Below are 21,999 nucleotides of genomic sequence, written 5' to 3' on the forward strand. Positions count from 1 at the left end.
GTCCCGAACGGCCCATACGAAGCTAAACCAAAAAGCGTCACGTCTTTTGTCCGCGGACGAGGTGCAGGGAGGACCACCCATGACCGCGCCAACGATCACCGAGCAGCCGAGCACCGCTGTCCGGAGCACCACCAAGCTGGACCCGCGCGCGCTCACCGACAGCGCCGCCGACCTGCTCAACGCCATGGCGGCACTGCCGGCCAACCACCCGTCCCGCGCCGCGCTGCGCGACCGGGCGATCGAGGCCTGGCTGCCCCTGGCGAACCACCTCGCCCACCGCTACAGCGGGCGGGGCGAGCCGACCGACGACCTGGCCCAGACCGCCGCCGTCGGCCTCATCAAGGCCATCGACAAGTTCGACCCGACGCGCGGCGTCGACTTCGCCGGGTACGCCATCCCCACCATCATCGGTGAGCTCAAGCGGCACTTCCGCGACCGCACCTGGGACATCCGGGTGCCCCGCCGCCTCCAGGAGCTGCGGCTGGCCATCTCGGACGCCAACAGCTCGCTGCTGCAGACCCTCGGCCGCTCGCCGACGGTCGCCGACATCGCCGCCCACCTCAAGCTCAGCGAGGAAGAGGTCCTGGAGGGCCTGGAGGGCGCCCGCGCGTACAACGCGGTGTCGCTGTCCACCCCGACCGGCGACGGCGACCGGGCCACCGAGCTGGGCGACATGCTCGGCGGTGAGGACAACGAGTTCGAGCTGGCCGAGCTGCGAGTGGCCCTCGGCCCCGCGCTCGCCACCCTCGACGAGCGCGAGCAGAAGATCCTCACGCTGCGGTTCTACGGCAACCTGACCCAGTCGCAGATCGCCGATCAGATCGGCGTCTCGCAGATGCACGTCTCCCGGCTGCTGGCCCGGGCGCTGACCAAGCTGCGCGGCCAGCTCGACGGCACGTACTAGAACGCCTGACGAAGCGGGGCCGGGTCCAGCTGGACCCGGCCCCGCTTCGCGTCACACACGGAAGGTGTCACGCCGACGTGACACCTTCGGTCAGCTACCGATCGGTTCGCGCCACATCGGCCAGAACGGCGTGCCGTCGGGCACCCGGAACGGCTCACCGGCCCGGTAGCCGTGCTTCGCGTACAGGTCCCGGCTACGCGGACTGCTCGCCTCCAGGTACGCCGGCATCGCGTTGGCGTCCAGCCACGCGTGGTGGTGCTCCAGCAGCGCGGTGCCCAGCCCGCGCCCCTGCCGATCCGGCCGCGTCGCCAGGAACGCCAGGTGGTGGTGGTCCGGGTGCGGGTGGTTCGCCGCGAACAGGTCGTCGAGGTGGCGGAACCGGTCGGTCCACTCGCCGCACGCGGCGGCGAGCCGGGCGTCGTAGTCCTCCGGTGGGGGAAGCTCTTCCCCCACCGACGGGAACCACACAGCGACCGAGGTGCGCTCGGCCGTGGCGTACACCATGCCGTGGCGCATCGCGTGCCCCACCAGGATCTCGAAGTTCCCGGCCAGGACCGCCTCACGCTTGCTCGCGTCGGGCACCAGCCAGGACGTCACCTCCAGGGCGGTGAACGCCTCGGCGATCAGACCGGCCACCAGCGCGGTGTCCGGCGGCCCGAGCCGGTCGATGCGTACGCTCACCGCGTCACCTCCACGCTGGCCGGCGCGTCCGCCGTCACGGCGGCTGCGGCGCTCGCCGCGCCGAGCCCGATCCGGGCGTACGTGTCGGGGCGGCTGGCGCGCAGCACCAGCCCCCAGATCACGCCAAGCGCGGCCGCCACCGGGTACACGGCAGGCAGCGCCCAGCGCAGGGTGGAGTCCGGCTCGACGCCGAGCAGGTTCGCGAAGTTCGACACGGCCAACCAGATGATCACGAGGAGGGCGATCGTCGCCAGGGCGGGGGCGATGGCCCGCCGCCAGATGTTCTCGCCGGCGCCGCCGGAGCGGGCGAAGTAGGCGATCACCGCCACCGAGGTGGTGGCGATCAGCAGCAGCACGCCGAAGCCGCCCGTGGTGCCGCCCCAGAAGAAGAGCTGGACCACCGGGTCCCAGCCGTTCGCCGCGTACAGCAGGATGACCAGCAGGCCGAGGGCGCTCTGCGCCAGGGAGGCGGCCCGGGGCGCGCCGGAGCGCGGCGAGGTCTGCCCGAACACCGCCGGCAGCACCCGTTCGCGGCCCAGGGCGAACGTGTAGCGCGCCGTCGTGTTGTGGAAGGAGATCATCGCGGCCAGCACCGAGGTCAGGAAGAGCACCTGGCCGATGGTGACAGCGGTGTCACCGAGCTGCGCGGCAGCCAGGTTGAAGATCAGGCCCACGCTCTGCTCGCCGGCCTCGGCGACGATCCGGTCCGGTCCGACGGCGACGGTCATCGTCCAGGACGACAGCGCGTACAGCCCGGCGATGATCGCCACCGACAGGTAGGTGGCCAGCGGCACGGTCCGCTTCGGGTCCTTGCTCTCCTCGCTGAAGACCACAGCGGACTCGAAGCCCACGAACCCGAGGATCGCCAGCACCAGCACGGCGCCCACCCCCGGCACGAAGAGGTTGTCCGGCGACAGGGCGGCGAAGCTGACCTGACCGTCGGCCGGGTTGCCGAGCTGACCGAGGTCGAAGACGAGGATCACCACGATCTCGGCGACCAGCAGCGCGGCCAGCACGAGGCCGTTGATGTCGACCCGGAGCAGACCGAGCAGGCCGACAAGCGCCCACGCCACCAGGGCGACGATCGACCAGTGCGGGTGGCCGCCGAAGATCCGGTCCAGCACCGGCTCGGCGGCGACGCCGATGGTGCCGTACAGCCCGACCTGCAACGCGTTGTACGCCAGGAGCGCCACCCAGGCGGCACCCACACCTGCCGGTCGGCCGAGGCCACGGGAGATGTAGGCGTAGAAGGCGCCGGCGTTCTCCACCCGGCGGGACATCGCCACGTAGCCGACCGAGAACAGGCCGAGCACGGCGGCGACCACGAGGAAGGCCAGCGGGATACCTGTCACACCGATGACGCCGTAGCCGGTGGTGACCACACCGGCGACCACGGTCAGCGGCGCGGCCGCCGAGAGCACGAAGAAGATGACCGAGGGGACGCCGAGGCGACCCCGGGCGAGGGCTTCGGAGACGTTGCTGGGTCGGTCGACTGTCGATGTCGGGGGCATACGACTACTCCGGTTGTCGAGGGGAGGGACAGGGGGTTACCGGGTGGGTCAGGGGAAGCCGCGCAGCACCGCGGCGCCGACGGCGGCCTCGGTGTGCCCGACGAGTTCCTTCAGGGGCGCCGGCAGCGCGGGGATGAGAACGTTCAACCGGTGGTGGGCGCGGGGACCGGCGCTCCACAGCACCTCGCGGGTCAGCCCGGCCGCCACGACCAGCCCGAGCAGCAGCGCGTCCGGCACGCTCGGCGGATCCGGTCGGTCCAGCAGCGCCCGCAACCGGGTGGCCGGCCAGGCCACCGCGTTGAGGTCGATCGGCAGGTAGCTGACCGACGTCCGCAGCAGTCGGCGGCTCTCCTGGCGGCGGAGCACCCCGGCGCGGGCCAGCCGCTCCCCCACCGAGGTCGTGGCGCTCTGCGACAGGAAGCTGAGCCAGGTGTTCACCGCCTGGTGGTGGGCCTCGCCGATCAGCTGGTCGAGGACCGTGTGTGCCAGCGCGTCGGACGGGGGACGCCTGTCGACGACGCTCACCTGTCCGCCGGAGACAGTGATGTGGCCGTACAGGATCAGCTCACCGAGAAGGCCTGCGGCCAACCCGAGGCCGGTCGCCGCCGGGTGCAGTTTGGCCTTGCCACGACTGTCGTTGTGGGCGATCAGGAAGAACTCGTCGGCGATGAGCAAACGGTCCTCCCGCAAGGATGTATGTCCACAGTGATCGCAACCGGGAAAGGATGCACCCAGAGCTACTGCAATGCAACTCCCAGATTTGAAAGTTGCACTCCGTACAGGCGCGACCTGGGGTTCTCGTCATGTCAGACTCGGACGGTGACCGCCACCCCCGCCATCCGACCAACCGCCAGCCCGACAGTGCGCCGTCGACGCATCGCCCGGGAGCTCCGCCAGCTACGGGAACGCGCGGGGATGACCCTCGATGTGGCGGCCCGTCAGCTCGACATGTCCAAGAGCAACCTCTCCCGCATCGAGACCGCGCAGATCGGCATCAAGCCACGCGACGTACGCGCGGCCCTGGCCCTCTACCAGGTGACCGGAGCGGACGCCGAGGCGTTGATCGAGATCGCCCGCGGCGCCCAGCAGCGCGGCTGGTGGCAGAACTACAGCGACGTGCTGCCCGAGTGGTTCGAGTTCTACGTGGGACTGGAGGCCGAGGCGGCGGCGCTGCGCACGTACGAGGCAGAGTCGGTGCCCGGGCTCCTGCAGACCGAGGCGTACGCGCGGGAGATCTACCGGCGCACCGCGGGCGAGGACGGCCTGGAACGCAAGGTCGCCGCACGGCTGCGCCGGCAGGAGGTGCTGCGCCGCGACGACCCCGTCCACCTGTCGGTAGTGCTCAACGAGGCGGTCCTGCTGCGCCCGGTCGGCGGCGCCGCCGTGATGGCCGAACAGGTGGCCCACATGAGTCGAATCGCTCAACTACCCAACGTAACAATTCAGGTACTTCCGTTCGCTGCCGGCGGGCACCCGGCGATGAGCACCCCGTACGTGATCCTCAACTTCGCCGACACCGCCGACGCCTCAGTGGTTTACCTGGATAACCTCACGATGGGACTGGCTCTGGAGGATGCCGATCAAGTGCTCGGGTATAGCCTTCTGCACGAGAAGCTGTGCCGGATGGCACTCGATCCGACGGCGTCGTTGACCCGTCTGGAGCAGGCTTCTCGTAACTTTGCGTGACCGCGTCTGCGGCACGCCGACGCAGACGAGAGGCACCGCGGATGACGGCGTACGACCGGACCGGGGCGGACTGGCGCACCAGCACGCGCAGCAGTGGCAACGGCAACTGCGTGGAGGTCGCGACAGTCGACGGTCAGGTCGCCGTCCGGGACAGCAAGGACCGCTCCGGTCCGGTCCTCGCGTTCGCGGCACCGGCCTGGCGGAGCTTCGTGCGCGGCGTGGGCGGCGTCCACCGCCGGTGAGTCCGGCGGGCCGGTGCGAGACTGGGCCGTGCTCTCCGACGTAACAGTTGACCTGCCGGTCCGTCCGGTGCTGCCGGCGCTGGTCGCGGCACTCGACGCGGCCGGCGCCGGAGTGCTCGTCGCGCCGCCGGGCACGGGCAAGACCACACTCGCGCCGCTGGCCGTGGCCGACCGGGTCACCGGTCGGGTGGTGATCGCGCAACCTCGGCGGGTGGCGGCCCGCGCCGCCGCCCGGCGGATGGCCGAGCTGCTCGGAGAGCGGGTCGGCGAACGCGTCGGCTACGCGGTCCGCGGCGAGCGCCGCGTCGGTCCGTCCACCCGGGTGGAGGTGGTCACGACCGGCCTGCTGGTCCGCCGCCTGCACCAGGACCCGGAGCTGCCCGGTACGGGCGCCGTGCTGCTCGACGAGTGCCACGAGCGGCACCTCGACGCCGACCTGGCGCTGGCGTTCACTGTGGAGGCCCGGGCCACCCTCCGGCCGGACCTGTGGCTGCTGGCCATGTCCGCCACCCCGGACACCTACCGGTTCGCCGCGCTGCTCGGCGGTGACGCCCCCGCCCCGGTGGTACGGGCCGAGTCGGCGCTGCACCCGGTGCGGCGGATCTGGGCGCCACCGCCACGGCCGGTCGCGCCGCCCCGAGCGGGACCTGTCGACCGGGCCCTGCTCGACCACGTGGCGGCCACCGTCCGGCGGGCGCTCCGCGAGCACGACGGTGACGTGCTGGTCTTCCTGCCCGGCGCCGGCGAGATCGCGGCGGTCAGCGGCCGGCTCGCCGACCTGCGGGACGCCGTCGCGCTCCTGCCCCTGCACGGCCGTCAACGCGGCGCTGAGCAGGACGCCGCCCTGCGCCCGGCCGACCGGCGGCGCGTCGTGCTGTCCACCGCCCTGGCCGAGACCAGCCTGACCGTCCCGGGCGTGCGGGTCGTGGTGGACGCCGGGCTGTCCCGGGTGCCCCGCGTCGACCTGGCCCGGGGGCTGGGCGCGCTGGTCACCGTGCCGGTCTCCCGGGCCGCCGCCACACAGCGCGCCGGCCGGGCCGGCCGGGAGGCCCCCGGGTCCGTCTACCGGTGCTGGTCCGCGGCGACCCACGAACGGCTGCCCGCCCGCGCCGAGCCGGAGATCGCCACCGCCGACCTGACCGGCTTCGCGCTGGAGTTGGCCGCCTGGGGCCAGCCGGACGGCGTCGGGTTGGCGCTGCCCGACGCGCCACCGGCGGCGGCGATGACCGTGGCCCGGGACACGCTCGTCACCCTGGGCGCGGTCGACGCGGACGGCCGGATCACCGCGCGCGGCCGGGCGATCGCCGCGGCGGGCGCGCACCCACGGCTGGCGCGGGCGCTGCTCGACGGCGCGGGCCGGGTCGGCGCGGACCGTGCCGCCGAGGTGGTGGCCCTGCTCGCCGAGGAGAGCGCCGCCGGCCCCGGCGACGACCTGGTCGCCAGCTGGCGCCGCCTGCGTGCCGGCGCCGACGCGGGAGCGACTGCCCGCTGGCGCACCGAGGTACGACGGCTGCGCGCCGCGCTGCCCGTCGACTCCCCGACTGAGGGCCGGGGCCGGGCCGGTGCTCGTGGCCCGGAGACCGGCGGACGGACCGGGCTCACCGACGATCTCGCCGCGGGGCTGCTGGTCGGCCTGGCGTACCCGGAACGGCTGGCGCGGGCGCGGCGACCGGGCGGCTCGGCGTACCTCATGACCGGCGGAACCGCCGCGGAGCTGGCGGCGGGGTCGGCACTTGTCGGCTCCGACTGGCTGGCGGTCGCCGTCGCGGACCGCACCCCCGGCGCGCCGTCGGCACGGATCCGCCGGGCCACACCTGTGGACGAGGCGACCGCCCGGGACGCGGCCGGCCCGCTGCTGTCCACCCGGCGGGAGGTGGGCTGGTCCGACGGGGACGTGGTGGCCCGGGAGGTGACCCGGCTGGGCGCGATCGAGCTGCTCCAGCGCCGGATCGACCGCCCGGAACGCGCAGAGGTGACCGGGGCGCTGCTGACCGGGCTGCGCCAGGAGGGGGTGGGGCTGCTGTCCTGGACGCCTGCGGCCCGTTCCCTGCGCGAGCGGCTGGCGTTCAGCAGGCACCATCTCGGCGACGAGTGGCCGGACGTCGGCGACGAGGCACTGCTCGACGCCGCCCCCACCTGGCTCGGTCCGGAACTGGCCGCCGCACGGCGGCGCGCGGACCTGGCCCGGGTGGACGTGGCCTCGGCGCTGCGCCGGCTGCTGCCCTGGCGGCAGGCGGCCCGGCTGGACGAGCTGGCCCCCGAGCGGATCGAGGTGCCCAGCGGCTCACGGATCCGGGTCGACTACACCGACCCGGCGGCGCCGGTGCTGGCGGTGAAACTCCAGGAGACGTTCGGCTGGCCGGCGGCTCCGCGCATCGCCGACGGCCGGGTGCCGGTGCTGCTGCACCTGCTCTCCCCCGCCGGACGACAGGTCGCGGTCACCGCCGACCTGGCCTCCTTCTGGCGCACCGGGTACCCGCAGGTGCGCTCGGAGCTGCGCGGACGCTACCCCCGGCATCCGTGGCCGGAGGACCCGGGCACGGCGACGCCCACCCGCCGGGTCACGCCGCGCCGACGCTGAGGGCGCGGCGTCACTCCTGCACCACGTCGGCCACCACCACCGTGACGTTGTCCGGTGCGCCGGCGTGCAGCGCCAGGTCGATGAGCTTGCCCACGCAGGCGGCCCGGTCCGGGTAGTCGGCGAGCACCTCGGCGAGCGTGTCCGGGCGGACCACGTTGGAGAGGCCGTCACTGCACAGCAGCCACCGGTCACCGGCGCGGGGCACCATCGTGGCGTACGACGGGGAGACCTCCTCCCCCTGCAACGCCTGGGTGACGACAGCACGGCGCGGATGACTGCTGGCCTGGTCGGCGGTGATCACGCCCTGGTCCACCAGCAGCTGGACGAACGTGTCGTCCCGGGTGACCTGCTTGAGCACGCCCTCGCGGAACAGGTACGCCCGCGAGTCGCCGACGTGGGCGAGGGCCAGGCAGCTGCCGGTACGGGCGAAGAGCAGGGCGGTGAGTGTGGTGCCCATGCCCTGACGCTCGGGATCCTCGGCGACCGCCTGCCGGATCCGCGCGGTGGCCAGGGCTATGCCGCCCTGGAGTGCGGCGACCAGGGCGTCCTCGGGTGTCTCCACGTCGAGCGGGGCGACCGCGTCGATGGTGAGGGCGCTGGCGAGGTCACCGGCGGCCATCCCGCCCATGCCGTCGGCGACGGCGACGAGCCAGGTCCCGGCGTGCAGGGCGTCCTGGTTTCCGCTGCGGATCAGCCCACGGTCGCTCGTTCCCACGGAACGCAGCTTCAGGGTCATGGGAGGCAGCCTGCCAGGCGAAGGGCGCGGTTGTCTCTAGGAGATCACGACGACGGCGCGTGGCGCGGTCAATCTCACGTCTCGGGGTCGGCGCGTCACCGCGAGGCTGCCCTTGTGGCACGGCAAAACCCATCCAGTCAGATCAATTGACACGGCGGATCCCCACTGGAAACATCGAGCCGATACCTGGGAGCGCTCCCAGGTCGTACCGCCGCCACCGTCCCACCCCCGGTCCCGGAAGGACTCCCCGTGACGACACCCCGACGCCGCCTCCTGCTGGCCGCGGCGACCGCCCTCGCCCTCACCGGCGCGGGCGCCGGCGCGGCCCACGCCGACCCCCCACCGGACGCCCCCGAACAGATCGACAACGGCGACTTCAGCGCCGGCGTCAGCCCCTGGTTCTCCTTCGGCACCGGCGCGCTCGCGGTCACCGACGGGCGGCTCTGCACCACTGTCGCAGGCGGGCTGGCCAACCCGTGGGACGCCGGCATCGGCCAGGACGGCGTACCGCTGATCGCCGGCGCCGAGTACACCCTCGGCTTCGCCGTCTCCGCCACCCCCGGCGCGGCGGTCAAGGCCGTGCTCCAACTCGGCAGCGCCCCGTACACCACGTACGCCGCCGTGGACGCCACCGCCACCGGCACCGCCCAGCGCGTCGAGCAGACCTTCACCGTCCCGGACGACAACCCGAACGCCCAACTGATCTTCCAGGTCGGCGGCTCCCCCGAGACGCAGACCATCTGCCTGGACGACGTCTCGCTGCGCGGCGGCGAGCCGCCCGAGCCGTACGTGCCGGACACCGGGCCGCGGGTCCGCGTCAACCAGGTCGGCTACCTGCCCGGCGGGCCGAAGAACGCAACAGTGGTCACCGACGCCACCGAGCCGCTGCCCTGGCAGCTGCGATCGGGCGCCGGCACCGTCGTGGCCAGCGGCACCACCACCGCCCGCGGTGTCGACGCCGCCTCCGGGCAGAACGTGCACTCGGTCGACTTCTCCGGCTACCGCACCCCCGGCACCGGGCTGACGCTCACCGTGGACGGGGAGACCAGCAGGCCGTTCGACATCTCCGGCACGCTCTACGACCAGCTGCGCTCGGACTCGTTGCAGTTCTTCTACGCCCAACGCAGCGGCATCGCCATCGACGGGGACCTGATCGGCGACGAGTACGCCCGCCCCGCCGGTCACCTCGGCGTCGCCCCCAACAAGGGCGACACAAACGTGCCCTGCCAGCCGGGTGTCTGCGACTACTCGCTCGACGTGCGCGGCGGCTGGTACGACGCCGGCGACCACGGCAAGTACGTGGTCAACGGCGGCATCGCCACCTACCAGCTGTTGAACACCTTCGAGCGGACCAAGACGGCCGCCACCGCGGCCGGCGGCGCGCGGCTCGCCGACGGCACGCTGCGGGTGCCCGAGCGCGGCAACGCCGTGCCGGACATCCTCGACGAGGCCCGCTGGGAGCTGGAGTTCCTGCTGCGCATGCAGGTGCCGGCCGGCAAGCCGCTCGCCGGGATGGTCCACCACAAGATCCACGACCAGAACTGGACAGGCCTTCCGCTCGCCCCGCAGGACGACCCGCAGCCGCGCGAGCTGCACCCGCCGTCGACAGCGGCCACCCTCAACCTGGCCGCCACCGCCGCCCAGTGCGCGCGGCTCTTCGCGCCGTACGACGCGGCGTTCGCGACCCGTTGCGGCACCGCCGCGAAGACGGCCTACGCCGCGGCCAAGGCCCACCCCGCCGTGTACGCCAGCCCGACCGACGGCACCGGCGGCGGCGCGTACGACGACACGAACGTCACCGACGAGTTCTACTGGGCGGCGGCCGAGCTGTACCTCACCACCGGGGCGCCTACCTACCTGGCCGACCTGACCGCCTCGCCGCACCACACAGGCGACGTGTTCGACGCCCGCGGCTTCGGCTGGCAGAGCGTCGCCGCGCTGGGCCGCCTCGACCTGGCCACCGTGCCGAACGGGCTGCCCGCCGCCGAGCTGACCCGGATCCGCTCCTCGGTCACCACAGCCGCCGACGCGTACCTCGCCGAGCTGCGCCGCCAGGCGTACGGGCTGCCGATGCCCGGTGACGCCAACAGCTACTTCTGGGGCGGCAACAGCAACATCATCAACAACGCGGTGGTGCTGGCCACCGCGTTCGACCTGACCCGCAATCCGGTCTACCGGGACGGGGCGGTGCAGGCGATGGACTACATCTTCGGCCGTAACGCCCTGAACATCTCCTACGTCACCGGCTGGGGCGAGCACGCGGCGCAGAACCAGCACAGCCGCATCTTCGGCCACCAGCTCGACCCGAGCATGCCCCGCCCGCCGGACGGTTCCCTCGCCGGTGGCGCGAACGCGGCCCTGCAGGACCCGTTCGTGGCGCAGTTGCTGACCGGCTGCGCGCCCCAGTTCTGCTACGTCGACGACATCAACTCGTACTCGACGAACGAGGTGGCGATCAACTGGAACTCGGCGCTGGCGTGGATCGCCTCGTTCCTTGCCGACCAGGGTGACGCCGGCGCGGTGCCGGCCACCACCTGCTCGGTGGACTACACCAACTACGGCGCCTGGCAGGGAGGCACCGGGTTCACCGCGCAGGTGACCGTGCGCAACACCGGCACCACGGCCGTCAACGGCTGGAGCGTGCGCTTCGCGTTCACCGGCGACCAGCGGGTCCGCGAGGCGTGGCTGGCGAAGGTCACCCAGTCCGGCGCGACGGTGACCGCGCGCAACGAGTCGCACAACGCCAAGATCGCGCCCGGTGGCACCGTGACGTTCGGCTTCAACGCGACGACGGCCGGCGGCGCCAACCCCGACCCGGGCCTGGTCACGGTCAACGGCGGGGCCTGCTCGCTGACCTGACGTGTTCCTGGTGGCCGCCCCTCCCGGGCGGCCACCACCCTCGCGTGATCACGCGGCCGGCGGGCTGACCGCCGGCCGCGTTGTGCTTCGCGACCAGAGTAGGGAGTACGTCCAGGGAGTCGATCCGGAACAGGCCGCCCGTTCGGGCACGGCCGGGATGTCGAGGATGCGCCCCCTACGGCCCATCGTGTGATCGAGGCAGGCGGCGGCGCGCCGCTCCCCAGGAGGGTTCGGGGCGAGCGGGGGGATGCCCTCCGACTGGTGCTGCGGAGCTGATGACGCAAACGATTCACCGGGCACGCAGCAAAACCGATGGATCGGACGTGCCGAGTGAGCCATGGTGACGCCATGGATGACGGCGAACCGGCCGGGGCGGAGCGTCGGGTGTGGGCGGCAATGCCGGTGGGAACGCGGACCGCGCTGACCGGACTGTCCAGCGCAGACCTGAGCAGTCTGCTGTTGGGCGTGGCCCGCGACCGGGCAGCGACCGCGCGTCCATCCGAGGTAATACGACGGTGGCGCCAGGACCGCTTCGTCCGCCCGGCCCGCACCGACCCGCGCGTGCTCGCACGGGTGGAGGCCCGGATGTGGGAACTGCTGCCCGCCGACGTCGCCGGAGTGGAGCTGTCGCCGCTCGTACCGGTCGGCACCTGCTCGGCGGTCGCACCGGTCAGCCAGAACAGGATCGTCACCACGATGCGCGCCAGCGAGGTGCTGAGCGATCCCACAAACGCCCTCGCCATCGAGGCGACCGTACGTCGCCGCCGACAGAGCGAAGTGCATGTGGCCGCTGCCCATCGGGTGCTGCGGGCGCAGGATTTCGGCGGCGACGCGTCGGCACACTTCCGGCTCTTCGCCCTGGTGTCCAGCGCCCGCGACACCGGTTCGGGCGCCATCCAGGCCCGGCTGCTCGTCCGACACCTCACCTACTGGCGGACCGTCCTCGCCGAGCTGGCGCCGGCCGTCGCACCTCGGCTGCACGTCACCACCTTCGACGATCGGACCGTCCGGGAGCGGCTGGCCGACACCGTCCGACCGGCACTCGAGGGGGATGCGGTGCCGCTCGTGGACGAACCGGAGCGGTCTCGCGGTCGCGGCTACTACACGGGGTGCGCCCTACGGATCACCGTCCTGGGCGGCAGCCTGGAGATCGGCGACGGCGGCCTCACCGACTGGACCGCCCGGCTGAGCGGTGACGCGAAGGAACGGTGCCTCGTCTCCTGCCTCGCCACCGAACGTCTCGTCGACTCCATCAGCCGTTGAGCCGGGCCCGGCTCCATCAACCCTCGAGTCGGGCCCGGCGACGACCACCTTTGCCCACCGTCCGAGCGGCCACTTCATCGCCACCGCCGCACGCCACCGAGCTTGGCCTGCCGATCCGAAACTGTCGCACACCTGTTCTATTGTCGTTCCATGTTGGAGGAGTTGACGCAGGCGGAGACAGCGGTCGCCGACTGTTGCGACGCGCCGGCGTGGGCTCTTCCGGAGCACGACCTCGTCGCGGCACTCGACGCCGCGCACCGACTTGAGCAACGCCTGGCCGCGGTCAAGCTGAGCCTCGTGCGCGAGCTGGACGGCCGTGGCACGGCGATGACGCAGGGAGCGTCATCGACTGCCGTGTGGTTACGTGACCGGTTGCGACTCGGCGTCTCCGCCGCTCGCCGGCTGGTCGATCTCGCCGGCGTGTTGGACACCGGAGCACCGGACGTGCGAGCTGCTCTGGCCAGCGGGCATATCAGCGTGGAGCAGGCCCGGGTCATCGGCGACACGGTCAGCACGGTGCACACGGCCGCCGGCCCCGAGGCGGCCGGGAAGGCGGTAGGCGTCCTGGTCGAGTGGGCCGGGCAGTTCGAGCCGACCTTGCTGCGCAAGCTGGGCACCCGCATCCTCGATCACGTCGCCCCGGAGGTCGCCGAAGCCGCCGCCCGGGCGGCGCTCGAGGCCGAGGCCCGCCGAGCCAGCCAGGATCGCCATGTCACCCTGTCCGAGCTGCCGGACGGTCGGCTGCGGCTGTCCGGCAGCATGGACGCCGAGGCGGCCGGGCTGCTGCGCGCCGCGATCGACCCGCTGACCGCACCGTCCGGTTCAAACGATCCGCGCTCTCCAGGGCAACGCCGGCACGACGCGCTCGCCGACCTCTGCCGGCTCGCCCTGCGCACCGGCGAGTTGCCCGAGCACGGCGGCGACCCCGCCCAGCTCGTCGTCACCACCAGCTTCGAGACGTTGGCCCGGCAGCTCGACGCCGGAACGCTCGACACCGACCTGCGGCTCACCCCGGAGACGGTGCGGCGGCTCGCCTGCGACGCGGCGATCCTGCCCGCCGTCCTCGGCGGTGCCGGTCAGACGCTCGACGTGGGCCGGCAGCGCCGGCTCGTCACCGGCCCCCTGCGACGCGCCCTGGTCCTGCGCGACCGCGGCTGCGCCTTTCCCGGCTGCGACCGACCGCCCCGCTGGTGCGACGCCCACCACATCCGCCACTGGGCCGACGGCGGCAGCACGAGCCTGACCAACGCCGTGCTGCTCTGCGCCCACCATCACCGACACGTGCACCGTGGCCAGTGGACCGTCCGGCTCGGTGGTGACGGTCGACCCGAATTCGTCCCGCCGGCCTGGCTCGATCCCGACCGGCTCCCCCGCCGCAACGAGTACCACCGACGAACGTGACCTACCCGCCGATCCGACCCGGCAGACAAGCTGACGCCGCCGAACGAGCCCGCGCCGCCAAACGAGCCCGGCCCGCCAAACGAGCCCGCCCCGCCAAACGAGCCCGCCCCGCCGGACAGGCGCAGCGGGCGAGCAGGTCGAGAGCCGGCAAGCGACCCGGAAGCGGGCTGTGACGGGCACGCACTGCGTGGGGCATCGATGGGCAGGCGGCGGCTCTAGGGTCGGTGAATGGGCACCACGGCGGAGGTTGGTGGCCGGTGGCGGTCGCTGTCGCCGCTGCCGCCGCCCGGTCGGCTGCGCACCCTGTCGCTGGCCACCCTCGCCAACACGGTAGGCACCGGGCTGTGGGTGACGGGTGCGGCGCTCTTCCTCACCCGCGCCGTGGGGCTGACCCCGACCGAGGTGGGGCTCGGGCTCACTCTCGCCGGCCTGGTCGGGCTCACTGCCAGCGTGCCGCTCGGCGGGCTCGCCGACCGGCGTGACCCCCGGAACCTCCGTGCCGTCCTGCAACTGGCGCAGGCGGTTGTCGCCGCCGCGTACCTGCTGGTCGGCTCTTTCCCGGTCTTTCTGCTGGTGGCCACACTGGACGCGCTGTTGGTCTCCGGCAACCTCGCCGTCCGCGCCGCGCTGGTCGCGGCGGTGGGCGGCCCGGAGGGCCGGGTGCACGCCTTCGCCACCCTGCGCGCGGTGGCCAACCTGGGCGTGGCGCTCGGTGCGGGGCTGGCAGCGTTCGCGCTGGTGGCGGACACCGGGTGGGCGTACCGGCTGCTGGTGCTCGGCAACGTCGCCACCTATCTCGCCTCGGCGGCGCTGATCATGCGGCTCCCGGCGTACCCGCCGGCCCGGCTACCGCTGCGCCAGAGAGCCGACCGGGCGTTGCGCGACGGGCCGTTCCTCGCGGTCGCCGGAGCCTCGGCGCTGCTCTCCGTGCACCACGTGGCGTTGACGCTGGTGCTGCCGCTGTGGGTGGTGGCGCACACCGATGCGCCTCCGGTGACGGTCTCCGCCCTCCTGCTGGTCAACACGCTGCTCACCGTGCTGCTCGCCGTACGACTCAGCGGGAGCGCCCGGCAGGCGGTGCCGGCGGCGACGACGATGCGCCGGGCGGGGTTCGTGCTCGCGGCCGGGATGCTGCTCTGGGCGACAACCGCCGTCGTGCCCACCGTGGCGGCGGTCGGCCTGCTGCTGGCGGCGACGGTGATCTACACCATGGGCGACCTGTGGCACGCCGGTGCCGGGGCGGCGCTGGCCTACGACCTCGCCGCCCCGGACGCCCTCGGCGCCTACCAGGGGGTCGACGGACTGCTCGCCGGGCTGGTCCGCGCGGCCGGCCCGGCCCTGCTGACCTGGTTGATCATCGACGGCGGCCCGGTCGGCTGGCTGGCGCTGGCGGGGTTGCTCGCGCTCACCGGCCTCGCCGTGCCGCCGCTCACCCGACGCGCCCTGGCCAAGCGCACTGAACGCGCTGAACACGCTGACCGCGCCGACCGCACCGACCGCGCCGACCGGTCACCGCACCCGGGCTGATCGTCAGCCGATCTCCTCGTCGACGAAGCACCAGCGCCAGGCCTCGCCCGGCTGCGCCGAGCGGATCACCGGGTGGCCGGTGGACGCGTAGTGCTTGCTGGCGTGCTGATTGGGCGACGAGTCACAGCAGCCGACCTGCCCGCAGGTCAGGCAGGTGCGCAGGTGCACCCAGTACGTGTCGCCGATGGCGACGCAGTCCGCGCACTCGTCGGGGGTACGCGGCTCGGCGGCGCCGGCCTCGGCTAGGTGCTGACAGCTCACTTCTCGACCTCCCGCAGCAACGACTCTTCCAGGTCCAGGTCACGATAGGCCTGCACCAGCACCTCCTCAGGGATCCGACCGGAGTCCCGGGCAGCCCGGAACACCTCCCGCTCGGCGTCGATCATCTCTTGCCGCAACCGACCGTACGCCTGCGACGGGGTTTCCCGTTCGGCCCCTCCGAGCCGCTCCCAGGCCATGTTGGTGCGGTCCTCCGATGCCCGGCGCAGCCGGTCCACCACCGCCTCCGGGGCGCTGTCGGCCAGTTCGTCGAGGCGCTCGCGGGCTGCGCGGCTGGCCTGCTGCTGCACACCGGCGGCGGACAGCGCGTCCTGCACGGGGTCGTCCTGCGGCAGTTTCAACCGGCGGGCGACGAGCGGCAGCGTGGCGCCCTGACCGACGAGGGTGAAAACGATCACCGCAAAGGCCAACCAGATGAGCAGAGCCCTCGGGTACGGCTCACCGTCGGCAAGGGTCAGCGGCAGCGCGAGGGCGGCGGCCAGGGTCACCACACCGCGCATGCCGGCCCAGCCGATGATGATCGGGACCTTGGGCGACGGCCGGGCGTCCCGGCGGCGGACCCGGGGGACCAACCGGGCCAGGTAGGTGGCCGGGAAGAGCCAGACGAATCGGGTCAGGAAGACGGTGGCGAGCACCGCGAGGGTGATCAGGGTGAGCGAGCCGATCGGCTCGTCGAGATCGCGTAGCACGTCCCGCAGTTGGAGCCCGACCAGCAGGAAGACCAGGCCCTCCAGCAGGAACCGGACCAGCCGCCAGAACGCGCCGATCTGCAACCGGGAGGCCGCCGACAGCAGTTGGGGCAGTTTGTGCCCGAGCACCAGGCCGGTGACGACCACCGCGACCACACCTGAGGCGTGCAGGTGTTCGGCGGTGAACACCACAGCGAACGGGATGATCAGTGACAGCGCGTTGTCCAGTAGCGGGTCGGTGATCCGCCGGTGCAGGAAACCGAAGGCCAGCGCGCCGAGCGCCCCGATCAGGATGCCGCCGCCGGTGGCCCGCAGCACCTCGACGGCGACCTCGGTGGTGCCGACCGCCGAGCCGATGGTGGCCATCGTCGCGACCCGCAGCAGCACCAGCGCGGTGGCGTCGTTGACCAGGCTCTCGCCCTCCAGGATGGTGACCACCCGGCGGGGCAGGCCGACCCGGCGGGCGACCGCCGTGGCGGCCACCGCGTCGGGTGGGGCGACCACCGCGCCGAGGGCCAGGCAGATCGCGAACGGCAGCTGCGGCAGCAACAGGTGCAGCACGAACCCGACCACGAACGCGGTGAACAGGACCAGGCCCACCGCGAGCAGCAGGATGGGCCGGATGTTGGTCTTGAACGCCGGCACCGACGTCTCCAGCGCGGCGACGTAGAGCAGCGGCGGCAGGATGCCGACGAGCACCAGCTCGGGGTCAAGTTCGACCTGCGGGAAGCCCGGCACGTACGACAGCGCCAGGCCGAGGACGACGAGCACGATCGGCGCGAGAAGGCCGAACCGGCGGGCCAGCGCGGCGCCCACTGTGGCGATCGCCAGGAAAACGACGACCGGAAACAGGCTTTCCATGGGGTACGAGCCTAGGGGTACGCCCAGCAGCGTCCGATCAGCTGGCCGAGCGCAGCTTCGGCAGCACCTCGGCGCCGAACGCGTCGATGAAACCGCGCTGCTCCTGCCCGACGTGGTGCAGGGCGATCTGGTCGAAGCCGAGTTCCACGTACTCCTCGAGCCAGCCGACATGCCGGCCCAGGTCGGAGGAGATGTTGACCACGTCGGCGACCCGCTGGGCGGGCACGTCGGCGGAGACCACGTCGAAGTGCTCGACGGTCTCCAGGTCCCAGCAGACCGGCGGGGCGAAGACGTTGCTGCGCCACTGGTCGTACGCGAGGGCCTCGGCCTGCTCCTGCTCCGGCGCCCAGGAGACGTGCACCTGGAGGTGCAGGGGCCCACGGCCACCGGCGTCCCGGTACGCGTCGATCATCTCGCGCAGGTGGGCCACCGGTGCGTTGACGGTGATCAGGCCGTCCGCCCACTCGGCGCACCAGCGGGCGGTGGCAACGCTGACTGCGGCGCCGACAAGCGCGGGTGGCTCTTCGGGGCGGGTCCACAGCCGGGCCCGGTCCACCCGGACCAGGCCGTCGTGGCTGACCTCCTCGCCGGCGAGGAGGGCACGGATCACGTCGACGCACTCGCGCAGGCGGGCGGCGCGGACGTCCTTGCGCGGCCACGCGTCGCCGGTGATGTGCTCGTTGCTGGCCTCACCGGTGCCCAACGCCGCCCAGAACCGACCCGGGTACATGGCGCCGAGGGTGCCGATGGCCTGCGCGATGATCGCCGGGTGGTACCGCTGGCCCGGTGCGTTGACCACGCCGAACGGCATGCCGGTGGCCTGCAACGCGGAGCCCAGCCAGGACCAGGCGAAGCCGGACTCGCCCTGTCGCGCGCTCCACGGGGAGAAGTGGTCCGAGCACATGGCGGCGTCGAAGCCGGCCCGCTCGGCGTGCATCACCGCCTCCAGCAGGGCGCGCGGACCAATCTGTTCATGCGAGGCGTGGAACCCGAACTGCGTCATGGGCGCACTTCCTACCCATGATGCGGGCGCCTGACGCATGCGTTATTCGGCGTGCGCCCCCGCGCCGGCCGAGGCGGCGCCCTCACCCACCCAGACCGTCTTGGTGTTGCAGAACTCCCGCATGCCCAGTTCGGACAGCTCCCGCCCGTAGCCGGAGTTCTTCACACCGCCGAACGGCAGCTCCGGGTACGAGGTGGTCATCCCGTTGATGAAGACGTTCCCGGCGTCCAGGTCGGTGGCGAAGCGTTCCTGCTCGGCCGGGTCCCGCGTCCAGGCGTTCGAGCCGAGCCCGAAGTTGGTCCCGTTGGCGACAGCGATGGCCTCCTCGTACGACGACACCCGGAACAGCCCGGCGACCGGGCCGAAGACCTCCTCGGACCACATCCGCATCTGCGGGGTCAGGTCGGTGACCACTGTCGGCGGGTAGAACCAGCCGTCGCCGCCGGGCAGCTCACCGCCGCAGAGCACCGTCGCGCCGTTGTCGACCGCGTCCCGAACCTGGGCGTGCACCTCGTCGCGGCCCCGCTCGCTGGCCAGCGGCCCGACGTCGGTGTCCGGGTCCATCGGGTCGCCGACCCGGAGCGCGGCCATGTTCGCGGCGAACTTCTCGGCGAACGCGTCGAAGACGTCGGTGTGCACGATGAAGCGCTTCGCGGCGATGCAGGACTGCCCGTTGTTCTGGCAGCGGGCGGTGGTGGCCACCTCGGCGGCCCGGTCCACGTCGGCCGAGGGCATCACCACGAACGGGTCGCTGCCGCCGAGTTCCAGGACCGTCTTCTTCAGCTCCCGGCCGGCGATCTGGGCGATGGACCGGCCGGCGGGTTCGCTGCCGGTGAGCGTCGCGGCGCGTACCCGGGGGTCGCTGAGGATGCGGTCGACGGCGTCCGAGCCGACCAACACGGTGGTGAACGCCCCCTCGGGGAACCCGGCCCGCCGGAACACGTCCTCCAGCAGAAGCGCGGTCTGCGGCACGTTCGAGGCGTGCTTGAGCAGGCCCGTGTTGCCGGCCATCAGCGCCGGCGCGGCGAAGCGCATCACCTGCCAGAGCGGGAAGTTCCACGGCATGACCGCGAGCACCACGCCGATCGGCTGGTAGCGGATGAACGCCCGGGTCGCCTTGACCGCGTCGGCGTCGGCCGGCTGGTCGGCGAGGAACGCCGGCGCCCTGTCGGCGTAGAAGCGGGCGGCCGTGGCGCACTTGGTCACCTCGGCCTGCGCCGACGCGTACGTCTTGCCCATCTCCGTGGTCATGATCCGGGCGATCTCGTCGCGTTCGGCGTCGAGCAGGTCGGCCGCCGCCCTCATCCACCCGGCGCGCTGCTCGACGGTGGTCGCCCGGAGCTGCTGGTACGCGAGGTGGGTCCGCTCGATGGCGGCGTCGAGTTGTTCGGTGGACATCGCCTCATAGGTCTTGAGCACCTGACCGGTGGCGGGGTTGGTGGTGGCGATGTGGGGCATCTCGTCCTCCTGTCACTCGAACAACGAGTGTCGTACGCCCGGCTCCTCGCGGCGGCGGGCGGCGCGGCGGCGCTGGATCACGACCAGGTCGACAACGGCGACCACGGCGAGGATCGCGCAGACCACGCCGAGCCAGGCGATGCCGGCCCAGAACGCCAGCACCGCGAAGATCACCATGATCACCAGGCCGAAGGTGGCGAGGGCGAGGCGGAGGTTCAGCGCGCTGTTCGCGTGGCCGACCGTGCCGCGGGCACGCCGGGGCTGCGATCTCGTCATACCCCCCGATCTACCCCCGATCGGGGGAGTTAACCGGTACGGCGCCCGGGCCGTACCGGGCGGCCTTATAGCAGTCGAGCGACGCCGGCGGCGGCAGTCTGCCGCATACCCGACAGCACCTTCCCGACAAACCACGTCCTGCGCATAGAGTTACCGGGCTGTCGCTCTGCGCTGCGGAAACGGGAGACGTCATGCCTCGACGCTGGGTCGCCGCCCTGGCCTGCCTCGCGGCGCTTGTCGCGTTGGCCTGCGAGGGAGGCGGTTCGGCCGCGCCCCGCCCCACCAGGAGCGCCGGGCAACCAGGCGGCCCGGGCGGCATCGCCGCCCTCGGCGACTCGATCAGCACCGGCTTCGCCTCCTGCCTGGTGCTCACCTCCTGCGAGCGCAACTCCTGGTCGACGGGGGACGGCCTGCGGGTGCGCAGCCACTACCGGCGACTGCTCGACCAGGACCCGTCGATCCGCGGCCGGGCCTACAACCACGCCCGTCCCGGCGCCCGCGCGGACGCCCTGGAAGGGCAGGCGAAGGCCGCGGTACGCGACCGCGCCGACTACGTCACGGTGCTGATCGGCGCCAACGACGTCTGCCGGGGCGGGGTGGACGCCATGACACCGGTGGCCGATTTCCGCGCCGACGTCGACCGTGGCCTGCGGGCACTGCGGACCGGCCGACCCAAGGCCCGGGTGCTGGTGGTGAGCATCCCCGACCTGTACCGGCTCTGGGAGGTCGGGCACGGCGACTCGCGGGCGACGCGCGCCTGGCGGCGTGGAGTGTGCCCGGCCCTGCTGGCCAACGCGACGTCGACAGCGCCCGCCGACCGGACCCGTCGGGCCGCCGTGCGGGACCGGATCGACGCGTACAACGCCGAGTTGGTGGCGGCGTGCCGGGCGTACGGCTCGCGCTGCCGGCACGACGGCGGTGCCGTGCACCGGGTGCGCTTCACCCTGGACATGTTGAATCCGCTGGACTGGTTCCACCCCAACGTCAACGGGCAGGGCCGACTCGCCGAGGTGACCTGGCGCTCCTCCGGCCTCGCCGACTGAGCGCCGGCGGGCCGGTCAGGGACGGCGGGGTGGCGGCAGGGCCGCGCCGCGCGGACGGTAGAGCCCCCGGGAGCGCTCGGCGAGTTCCTTGGTGGCCGACGAGTTGGCCCAGGTGCCCAGCACGATCGCGGCGCCGGGGATGACCTTGGCGACCATCCTCTTGGCCGCCCGCACGCCTGCCATCCGGGCGAGCCGGACGCTGAGTTGCAGCATGACCCGGCCGAGTGGGCGGTGCCCGCCCAGCCCGAAGAGCGCGTCGGCACGCTCGCGGCCGGCGGCGACGCCGAGCGCCAGGCGGGCACTCTCGGCGACCTTGTGCACCCGCTGGAGCACCAGCAGGTCGGTGGCCCGGTCGGTGTGCAGCGGGTCGACGTCGTACGCGGCGGCGATGTGCAGCACCATCCGCGCCTGCGTCCAGGCCAGCACACCCACGTCGAGGACGGCCCCGGGCAACCCGGCCGCGCCGGACACCGCACCGGAGAGGCGGGCCAGGTTGACGAACTTGCGGGCCGCCTGGTCGGCGAGCGCGTCGGCCGAGACGCCGGGCTGCTCGGCGCGGGCGCGACCGGCCCACTGCGCGGCCTCCGGGCCGAGCCGGCGTACCGCCTCCAGGGCGAGATGCTCCGGGGCGTACTGCGGATCGTCGCGCATCCGGTCCCAGAGGCGGGCCGGCGGGCCCTCCACAGCCTCCGTGGGCCCGTCCGGCGGGCCGACGGACGGCTGGGGGGTGGGCGCGGCGGGCTGGCCGCCGACGGGCGGAGTGTCGGTCACCGGGGCTCCCCAGGGGTGGGTACGGCGGGCAGGACGGCCGACGGGGCGGTCAGCGGCGACGGTTGGAGAACCGCGACGCCAACCCCTTGAGCTTCTGCTGGTTGGCGGGCTTGGCCATCTCGCGCCGACCGCGCTCGACCAGCTGCTGCCCCTTGGGTGATCTCAGAAAAGCGCTGATCCGCTGCATCAGTGACATAACGTCCTCCTGTCGATGATCCCTCAGTCATG

The 21,999-nt window shown here is 72.9% G+C and carries 20 protein-coding genes; 9 read left to right on the forward strand and 11 right to left on the reverse strand.

Annotation, left to right across the window (positions count from 1 at the left end; genetic code table 11):
- Positions 1 to 79 precede the first annotated feature (79 nt).
- Positions 80 to 904 (forward strand): SigB/SigF/SigG family RNA polymerase sigma factor, encoded by an 825-nt coding sequence (locus tag AB0N27_RS19760; protein WP_364371497.1) that lies wholly within the window; start codon positions 80 to 82, stop codon positions 902 to 904.
- A 90-nt stretch (positions 905 to 994) separates the two neighbouring features.
- On the opposite strand, the gene AB0N27_RS19765 is transcribed toward AB0N27_RS19760, so the two are convergent.
- The 3 genes from AB0N27_RS19765 to AB0N27_RS19775 are packed head-to-tail and all read right to left on the reverse strand — an operon-like array spanning position 995 to position 3,786.
- Positions 995 to 1,585, reverse strand: coding sequence for a GNAT family N-acetyltransferase (locus AB0N27_RS19765; RefSeq protein ID WP_364371500.1), 591 nt, complete (start codon positions 1,583 to 1,585; stop codon positions 995 to 997).
- Positions 1,582 to 3,096 carry an APC family permease gene (locus AB0N27_RS19770; RefSeq protein WP_364371503.1) on the reverse strand — a complete coding sequence of 505 codons (1,515 nt, stop codon included), beginning with the start codon at positions 3,094 to 3,096 and terminating at the stop codon, positions 1,582 to 1,584. Before AB0N27_RS19770 ends, AB0N27_RS19765 begins: the two co-directional genes overlap by 4 nt.
- Positions 3,097 to 3,144: 48 nt before the next feature.
- Positions 3,145 to 3,786 carry a GPP34 family phosphoprotein gene (locus tag AB0N27_RS19775; protein WP_364371506.1) on the reverse strand — a complete coding sequence of 214 codons (642 nt, stop codon included), beginning with the start codon at positions 3,784 to 3,786 and terminating at the stop codon, positions 3,145 to 3,147.
- Positions 3,787 to 3,957: 171 nt separating this feature from the next.
- Between AB0N27_RS19775 and AB0N27_RS19780 the strand changes: the two genes are divergently transcribed.
- From AB0N27_RS19780 to hrpB, 3 genes are read left to right on the forward strand one after another with little or no spacing between them, the layout of a single operon-like run.
- Positions 3,958 to 4,782, forward strand: coding sequence for a helix-turn-helix transcriptional regulator (locus AB0N27_RS19780; protein WP_364372128.1), 825 nt, complete (start codon positions 3,958 to 3,960; stop codon positions 4,780 to 4,782).
- Positions 4,783 to 4,823: 41 nt separating this feature from the next.
- Entirely contained in the window at positions 4,824 to 5,024 is a 201-nt protein-coding gene (locus tag AB0N27_RS19785) for a DUF397 domain-containing protein (RefSeq protein ID WP_364371508.1), read from the forward strand.
- A 28-nt stretch (positions 5,025 to 5,052) separates the two neighbouring features.
- Positions 5,053 to 7,605: an ATP-dependent helicase HrpB gene (hrpB, locus tag AB0N27_RS19790; RefSeq protein ID WP_364371510.1), complete on the forward strand. Its 2,553-nt coding sequence runs from the start codon at positions 5,053 to 5,055 to the stop codon at positions 7,603 to 7,605.
- Positions 7,606 to 7,615: 10 nt separating this feature from the next.
- On the opposite strand, the gene AB0N27_RS19795 is transcribed toward hrpB, so the two are convergent.
- On the reverse strand, positions 7,616 to 8,341 hold the full coding sequence (locus tag AB0N27_RS19795) for a protein phosphatase 2C domain-containing protein (protein ID WP_364371513.1): 726 nt from the start codon (positions 8,339 to 8,341) through the stop codon (positions 7,616 to 7,618).
- Positions 8,342 to 8,590: 249 nt separating this feature from the next.
- Between AB0N27_RS19795 and AB0N27_RS19800 the strand changes: the two genes are divergently transcribed.
- The 4 genes from AB0N27_RS19800 (at position 8,591) to AB0N27_RS19815 (ending at position 15,391) form a co-directional block, all read left to right on the forward strand.
- Positions 8,591 to 11,200 carry a glycoside hydrolase family 9 protein gene (locus AB0N27_RS19800; RefSeq protein ID WP_364371516.1) on the forward strand — a complete coding sequence of 870 codons (2,610 nt, stop codon included), beginning with the start codon at positions 8,591 to 8,593 and terminating at the stop codon, positions 11,198 to 11,200.
- Between the two features lie 348 nt (positions 11,201 to 11,548).
- On the forward strand, positions 11,549 to 12,463 hold the full coding sequence (locus tag AB0N27_RS19805) for a hypothetical protein (RefSeq protein WP_364371519.1): 915 nt from the start codon (positions 11,549 to 11,551) through the stop codon (positions 12,461 to 12,463).
- 150 nt (positions 12,464 to 12,613) lie between these two features.
- The gene (locus tag AB0N27_RS19810) at positions 12,614 to 13,864 is read left to right on the forward strand and encodes a DUF222 domain-containing protein (protein ID WP_364371522.1); all 1,251 of its coding nucleotides are present in this window, start codon (positions 12,614 to 12,616) and stop codon (positions 13,862 to 13,864) included.
- A gap of 228 nt (positions 13,865 to 14,092) precedes the next feature.
- Positions 14,093 to 15,391, forward strand: a complete 1,299-nt coding sequence (locus tag AB0N27_RS19815; RefSeq protein ID WP_364371525.1) for an MFS transporter — start codon at positions 14,093 to 14,095, stop codon at positions 15,389 to 15,391.
- Positions 15,392 to 15,394: 3 nt separating this feature from the next.
- On the opposite strand, the gene AB0N27_RS19820 is transcribed toward AB0N27_RS19815, so the two are convergent.
- The 5 genes from AB0N27_RS19820 to AB0N27_RS19840 are packed head-to-tail and all read right to left on the reverse strand — an operon-like array spanning position 15,395 to position 19,957.
- Positions 15,395 to 15,652 (reverse strand): UBP-type zinc finger domain-containing protein, encoded by a 258-nt coding sequence (locus AB0N27_RS19820; RefSeq protein ID WP_364371528.1) that lies wholly within the window; start codon positions 15,650 to 15,652, stop codon positions 15,395 to 15,397.
- A complete protein-coding gene (locus tag AB0N27_RS19825) occupies positions 15,649 to 17,220 on the reverse strand; it encodes a Na+/H+ antiporter (protein WP_364371531.1) in 1,572 nt (523 codons plus the stop codon). Before AB0N27_RS19825 ends, AB0N27_RS19820 begins: the two co-directional genes overlap by 4 nt.
- A 37-nt stretch (positions 17,221 to 17,257) precedes the next feature.
- The gene (locus tag AB0N27_RS19830; protein ID WP_364371534.1) at positions 17,258 to 18,223 is read right to left on the reverse strand and encodes a TIGR03885 family FMN-dependent LLM class oxidoreductase; all 966 of its coding nucleotides are present in this window, start codon (positions 18,221 to 18,223) and stop codon (positions 17,258 to 17,260) included.
- 42 nt (positions 18,224 to 18,265) lie between these two features.
- Entirely contained in the window at positions 18,266 to 19,681 is a 1,416-nt protein-coding gene (locus AB0N27_RS19835; RefSeq protein ID WP_364371537.1) for an NADP-dependent succinic semialdehyde dehydrogenase, read from the reverse strand.
- A 12-nt stretch (positions 19,682 to 19,693) separates the two neighbouring features.
- A complete protein-coding gene (locus AB0N27_RS19840) occupies positions 19,694 to 19,957 on the reverse strand; it encodes a DUF6343 family protein (RefSeq protein ID WP_364371540.1) in 264 nt (87 codons plus the stop codon).
- Positions 19,958 to 20,148: 191 nt separating this feature from the next.
- On the opposite strand from AB0N27_RS19840, the gene AB0N27_RS19845 reads away from it, so the two are divergent.
- Entirely contained in the window at positions 20,149 to 21,000 is an 852-nt protein-coding gene (locus tag AB0N27_RS19845; protein WP_364371543.1) for a GDSL-type esterase/lipase family protein, read from the forward strand.
- A gap of 15 nt (positions 21,001 to 21,015) precedes the next feature.
- On the opposite strand, the gene AB0N27_RS19850 is transcribed toward AB0N27_RS19845, so the two are convergent.
- Together AB0N27_RS19850 and AB0N27_RS19855 are read right to left on the reverse strand one after the other, a co-directional pair.
- Complete coding sequence (locus AB0N27_RS19850; protein WP_364371546.1) at positions 21,016 to 21,771, reverse strand: EcsC family protein; 756 nt, start codon at positions 21,769 to 21,771, stop codon at positions 21,016 to 21,018.
- Positions 21,772 to 21,820: 49 nt separating this feature from the next.
- Positions 21,821 to 21,967: a hypothetical protein gene (locus tag AB0N27_RS19855; protein ID WP_364371549.1), complete on the reverse strand. Its 147-nt coding sequence runs from the start codon at positions 21,965 to 21,967 to the stop codon at positions 21,821 to 21,823.
- Between the last annotated feature and the right edge of the window lie 32 nt (positions 21,968 to 21,999).

This window comes from Micromonospora sp. NPDC093244 (genome assembly GCF_040683695.1).
In the GTDB taxonomy this organism is placed as follows: domain Bacteria; phylum Actinomycetota; class Actinomycetes; order Mycobacteriales; family Micromonosporaceae; genus Micromonospora.

What these genes read in the sequence shown, in the direction of transcription:
- AB0N27_RS19835 (WP_364371537.1), bottom strand. Translation starts at nt 19,681, where the DNA reads ATGCCCCACATCGCCACCACCAACCCCGCCACCGGTCAGGTGCTCAAG.
- AB0N27_RS19770 (WP_364371503.1), bottom strand. Translation starts at nt 3,096, where the DNA reads ATGCCCCCGACATCGACAGTCGACCGACCCAGCAACGTCTCCGAAGCC.
- AB0N27_RS19815 (WP_364371525.1), top strand. Translation starts at nt 14,093, where the DNA reads ATGGGCACCACGGCGGAGGTTGGTGGCCGGTGGCGGTCGCTGTCGCCG.
- AB0N27_RS19810 (WP_364371522.1), top strand. Translation starts at nt 12,614, where the DNA reads ATGTTGGAGGAGTTGACGCAGGCGGAGACAGCGGTCGCCGACTGTTGC.
- AB0N27_RS19845 (WP_364371543.1), top strand. Translation starts at nt 20,149, where the DNA reads ATGCCTCGACGCTGGGTCGCCGCCCTGGCCTGCCTCGCGGCGCTTGTC.
- AB0N27_RS19830 (WP_364371534.1), bottom strand. Translation starts at nt 18,223, where the DNA reads ATGACGCAGTTCGGGTTCCACGCCTCGCATGAACAGATTGGTCCGCGC.
- AB0N27_RS19785 (WP_364371508.1), top strand. Translation starts at nt 4,824, where the DNA reads ATGACGGCGTACGACCGGACCGGGGCGGACTGGCGCACCAGCACGCGC.
- AB0N27_RS19760 (WP_364371497.1), top strand. Translation starts at nt 80, where the DNA reads ATGACCGCGCCAACGATCACCGAGCAGCCGAGCACCGCTGTCCGGAGC.
- AB0N27_RS19805 (WP_364371519.1), top strand. Translation starts at nt 11,549, where the DNA reads ATGGATGACGGCGAACCGGCCGGGGCGGAGCGTCGGGTGTGGGCGGCA.
- AB0N27_RS19840 (WP_364371540.1), bottom strand. Translation starts at nt 19,957, where the DNA reads ATGACGAGATCGCAGCCCCGGCGTGCCCGCGGCACGGTCGGCCACGCG.
- AB0N27_RS19825 (WP_364371531.1), bottom strand. Translation starts at nt 17,220, where the DNA reads ATGGAAAGCCTGTTTCCGGTCGTCGTTTTCCTGGCGATCGCCACAGTG.
- AB0N27_RS19855 (WP_364371549.1), bottom strand. Translation starts at nt 21,967, where the DNA reads ATGTCACTGATGCAGCGGATCAGCGCTTTTCTGAGATCACCCAAGGGG.
- AB0N27_RS19795 (WP_364371513.1), bottom strand. Translation starts at nt 8,341, where the DNA reads ATGACCCTGAAGCTGCGTTCCGTGGGAACGAGCGACCGTGGGCTGATC.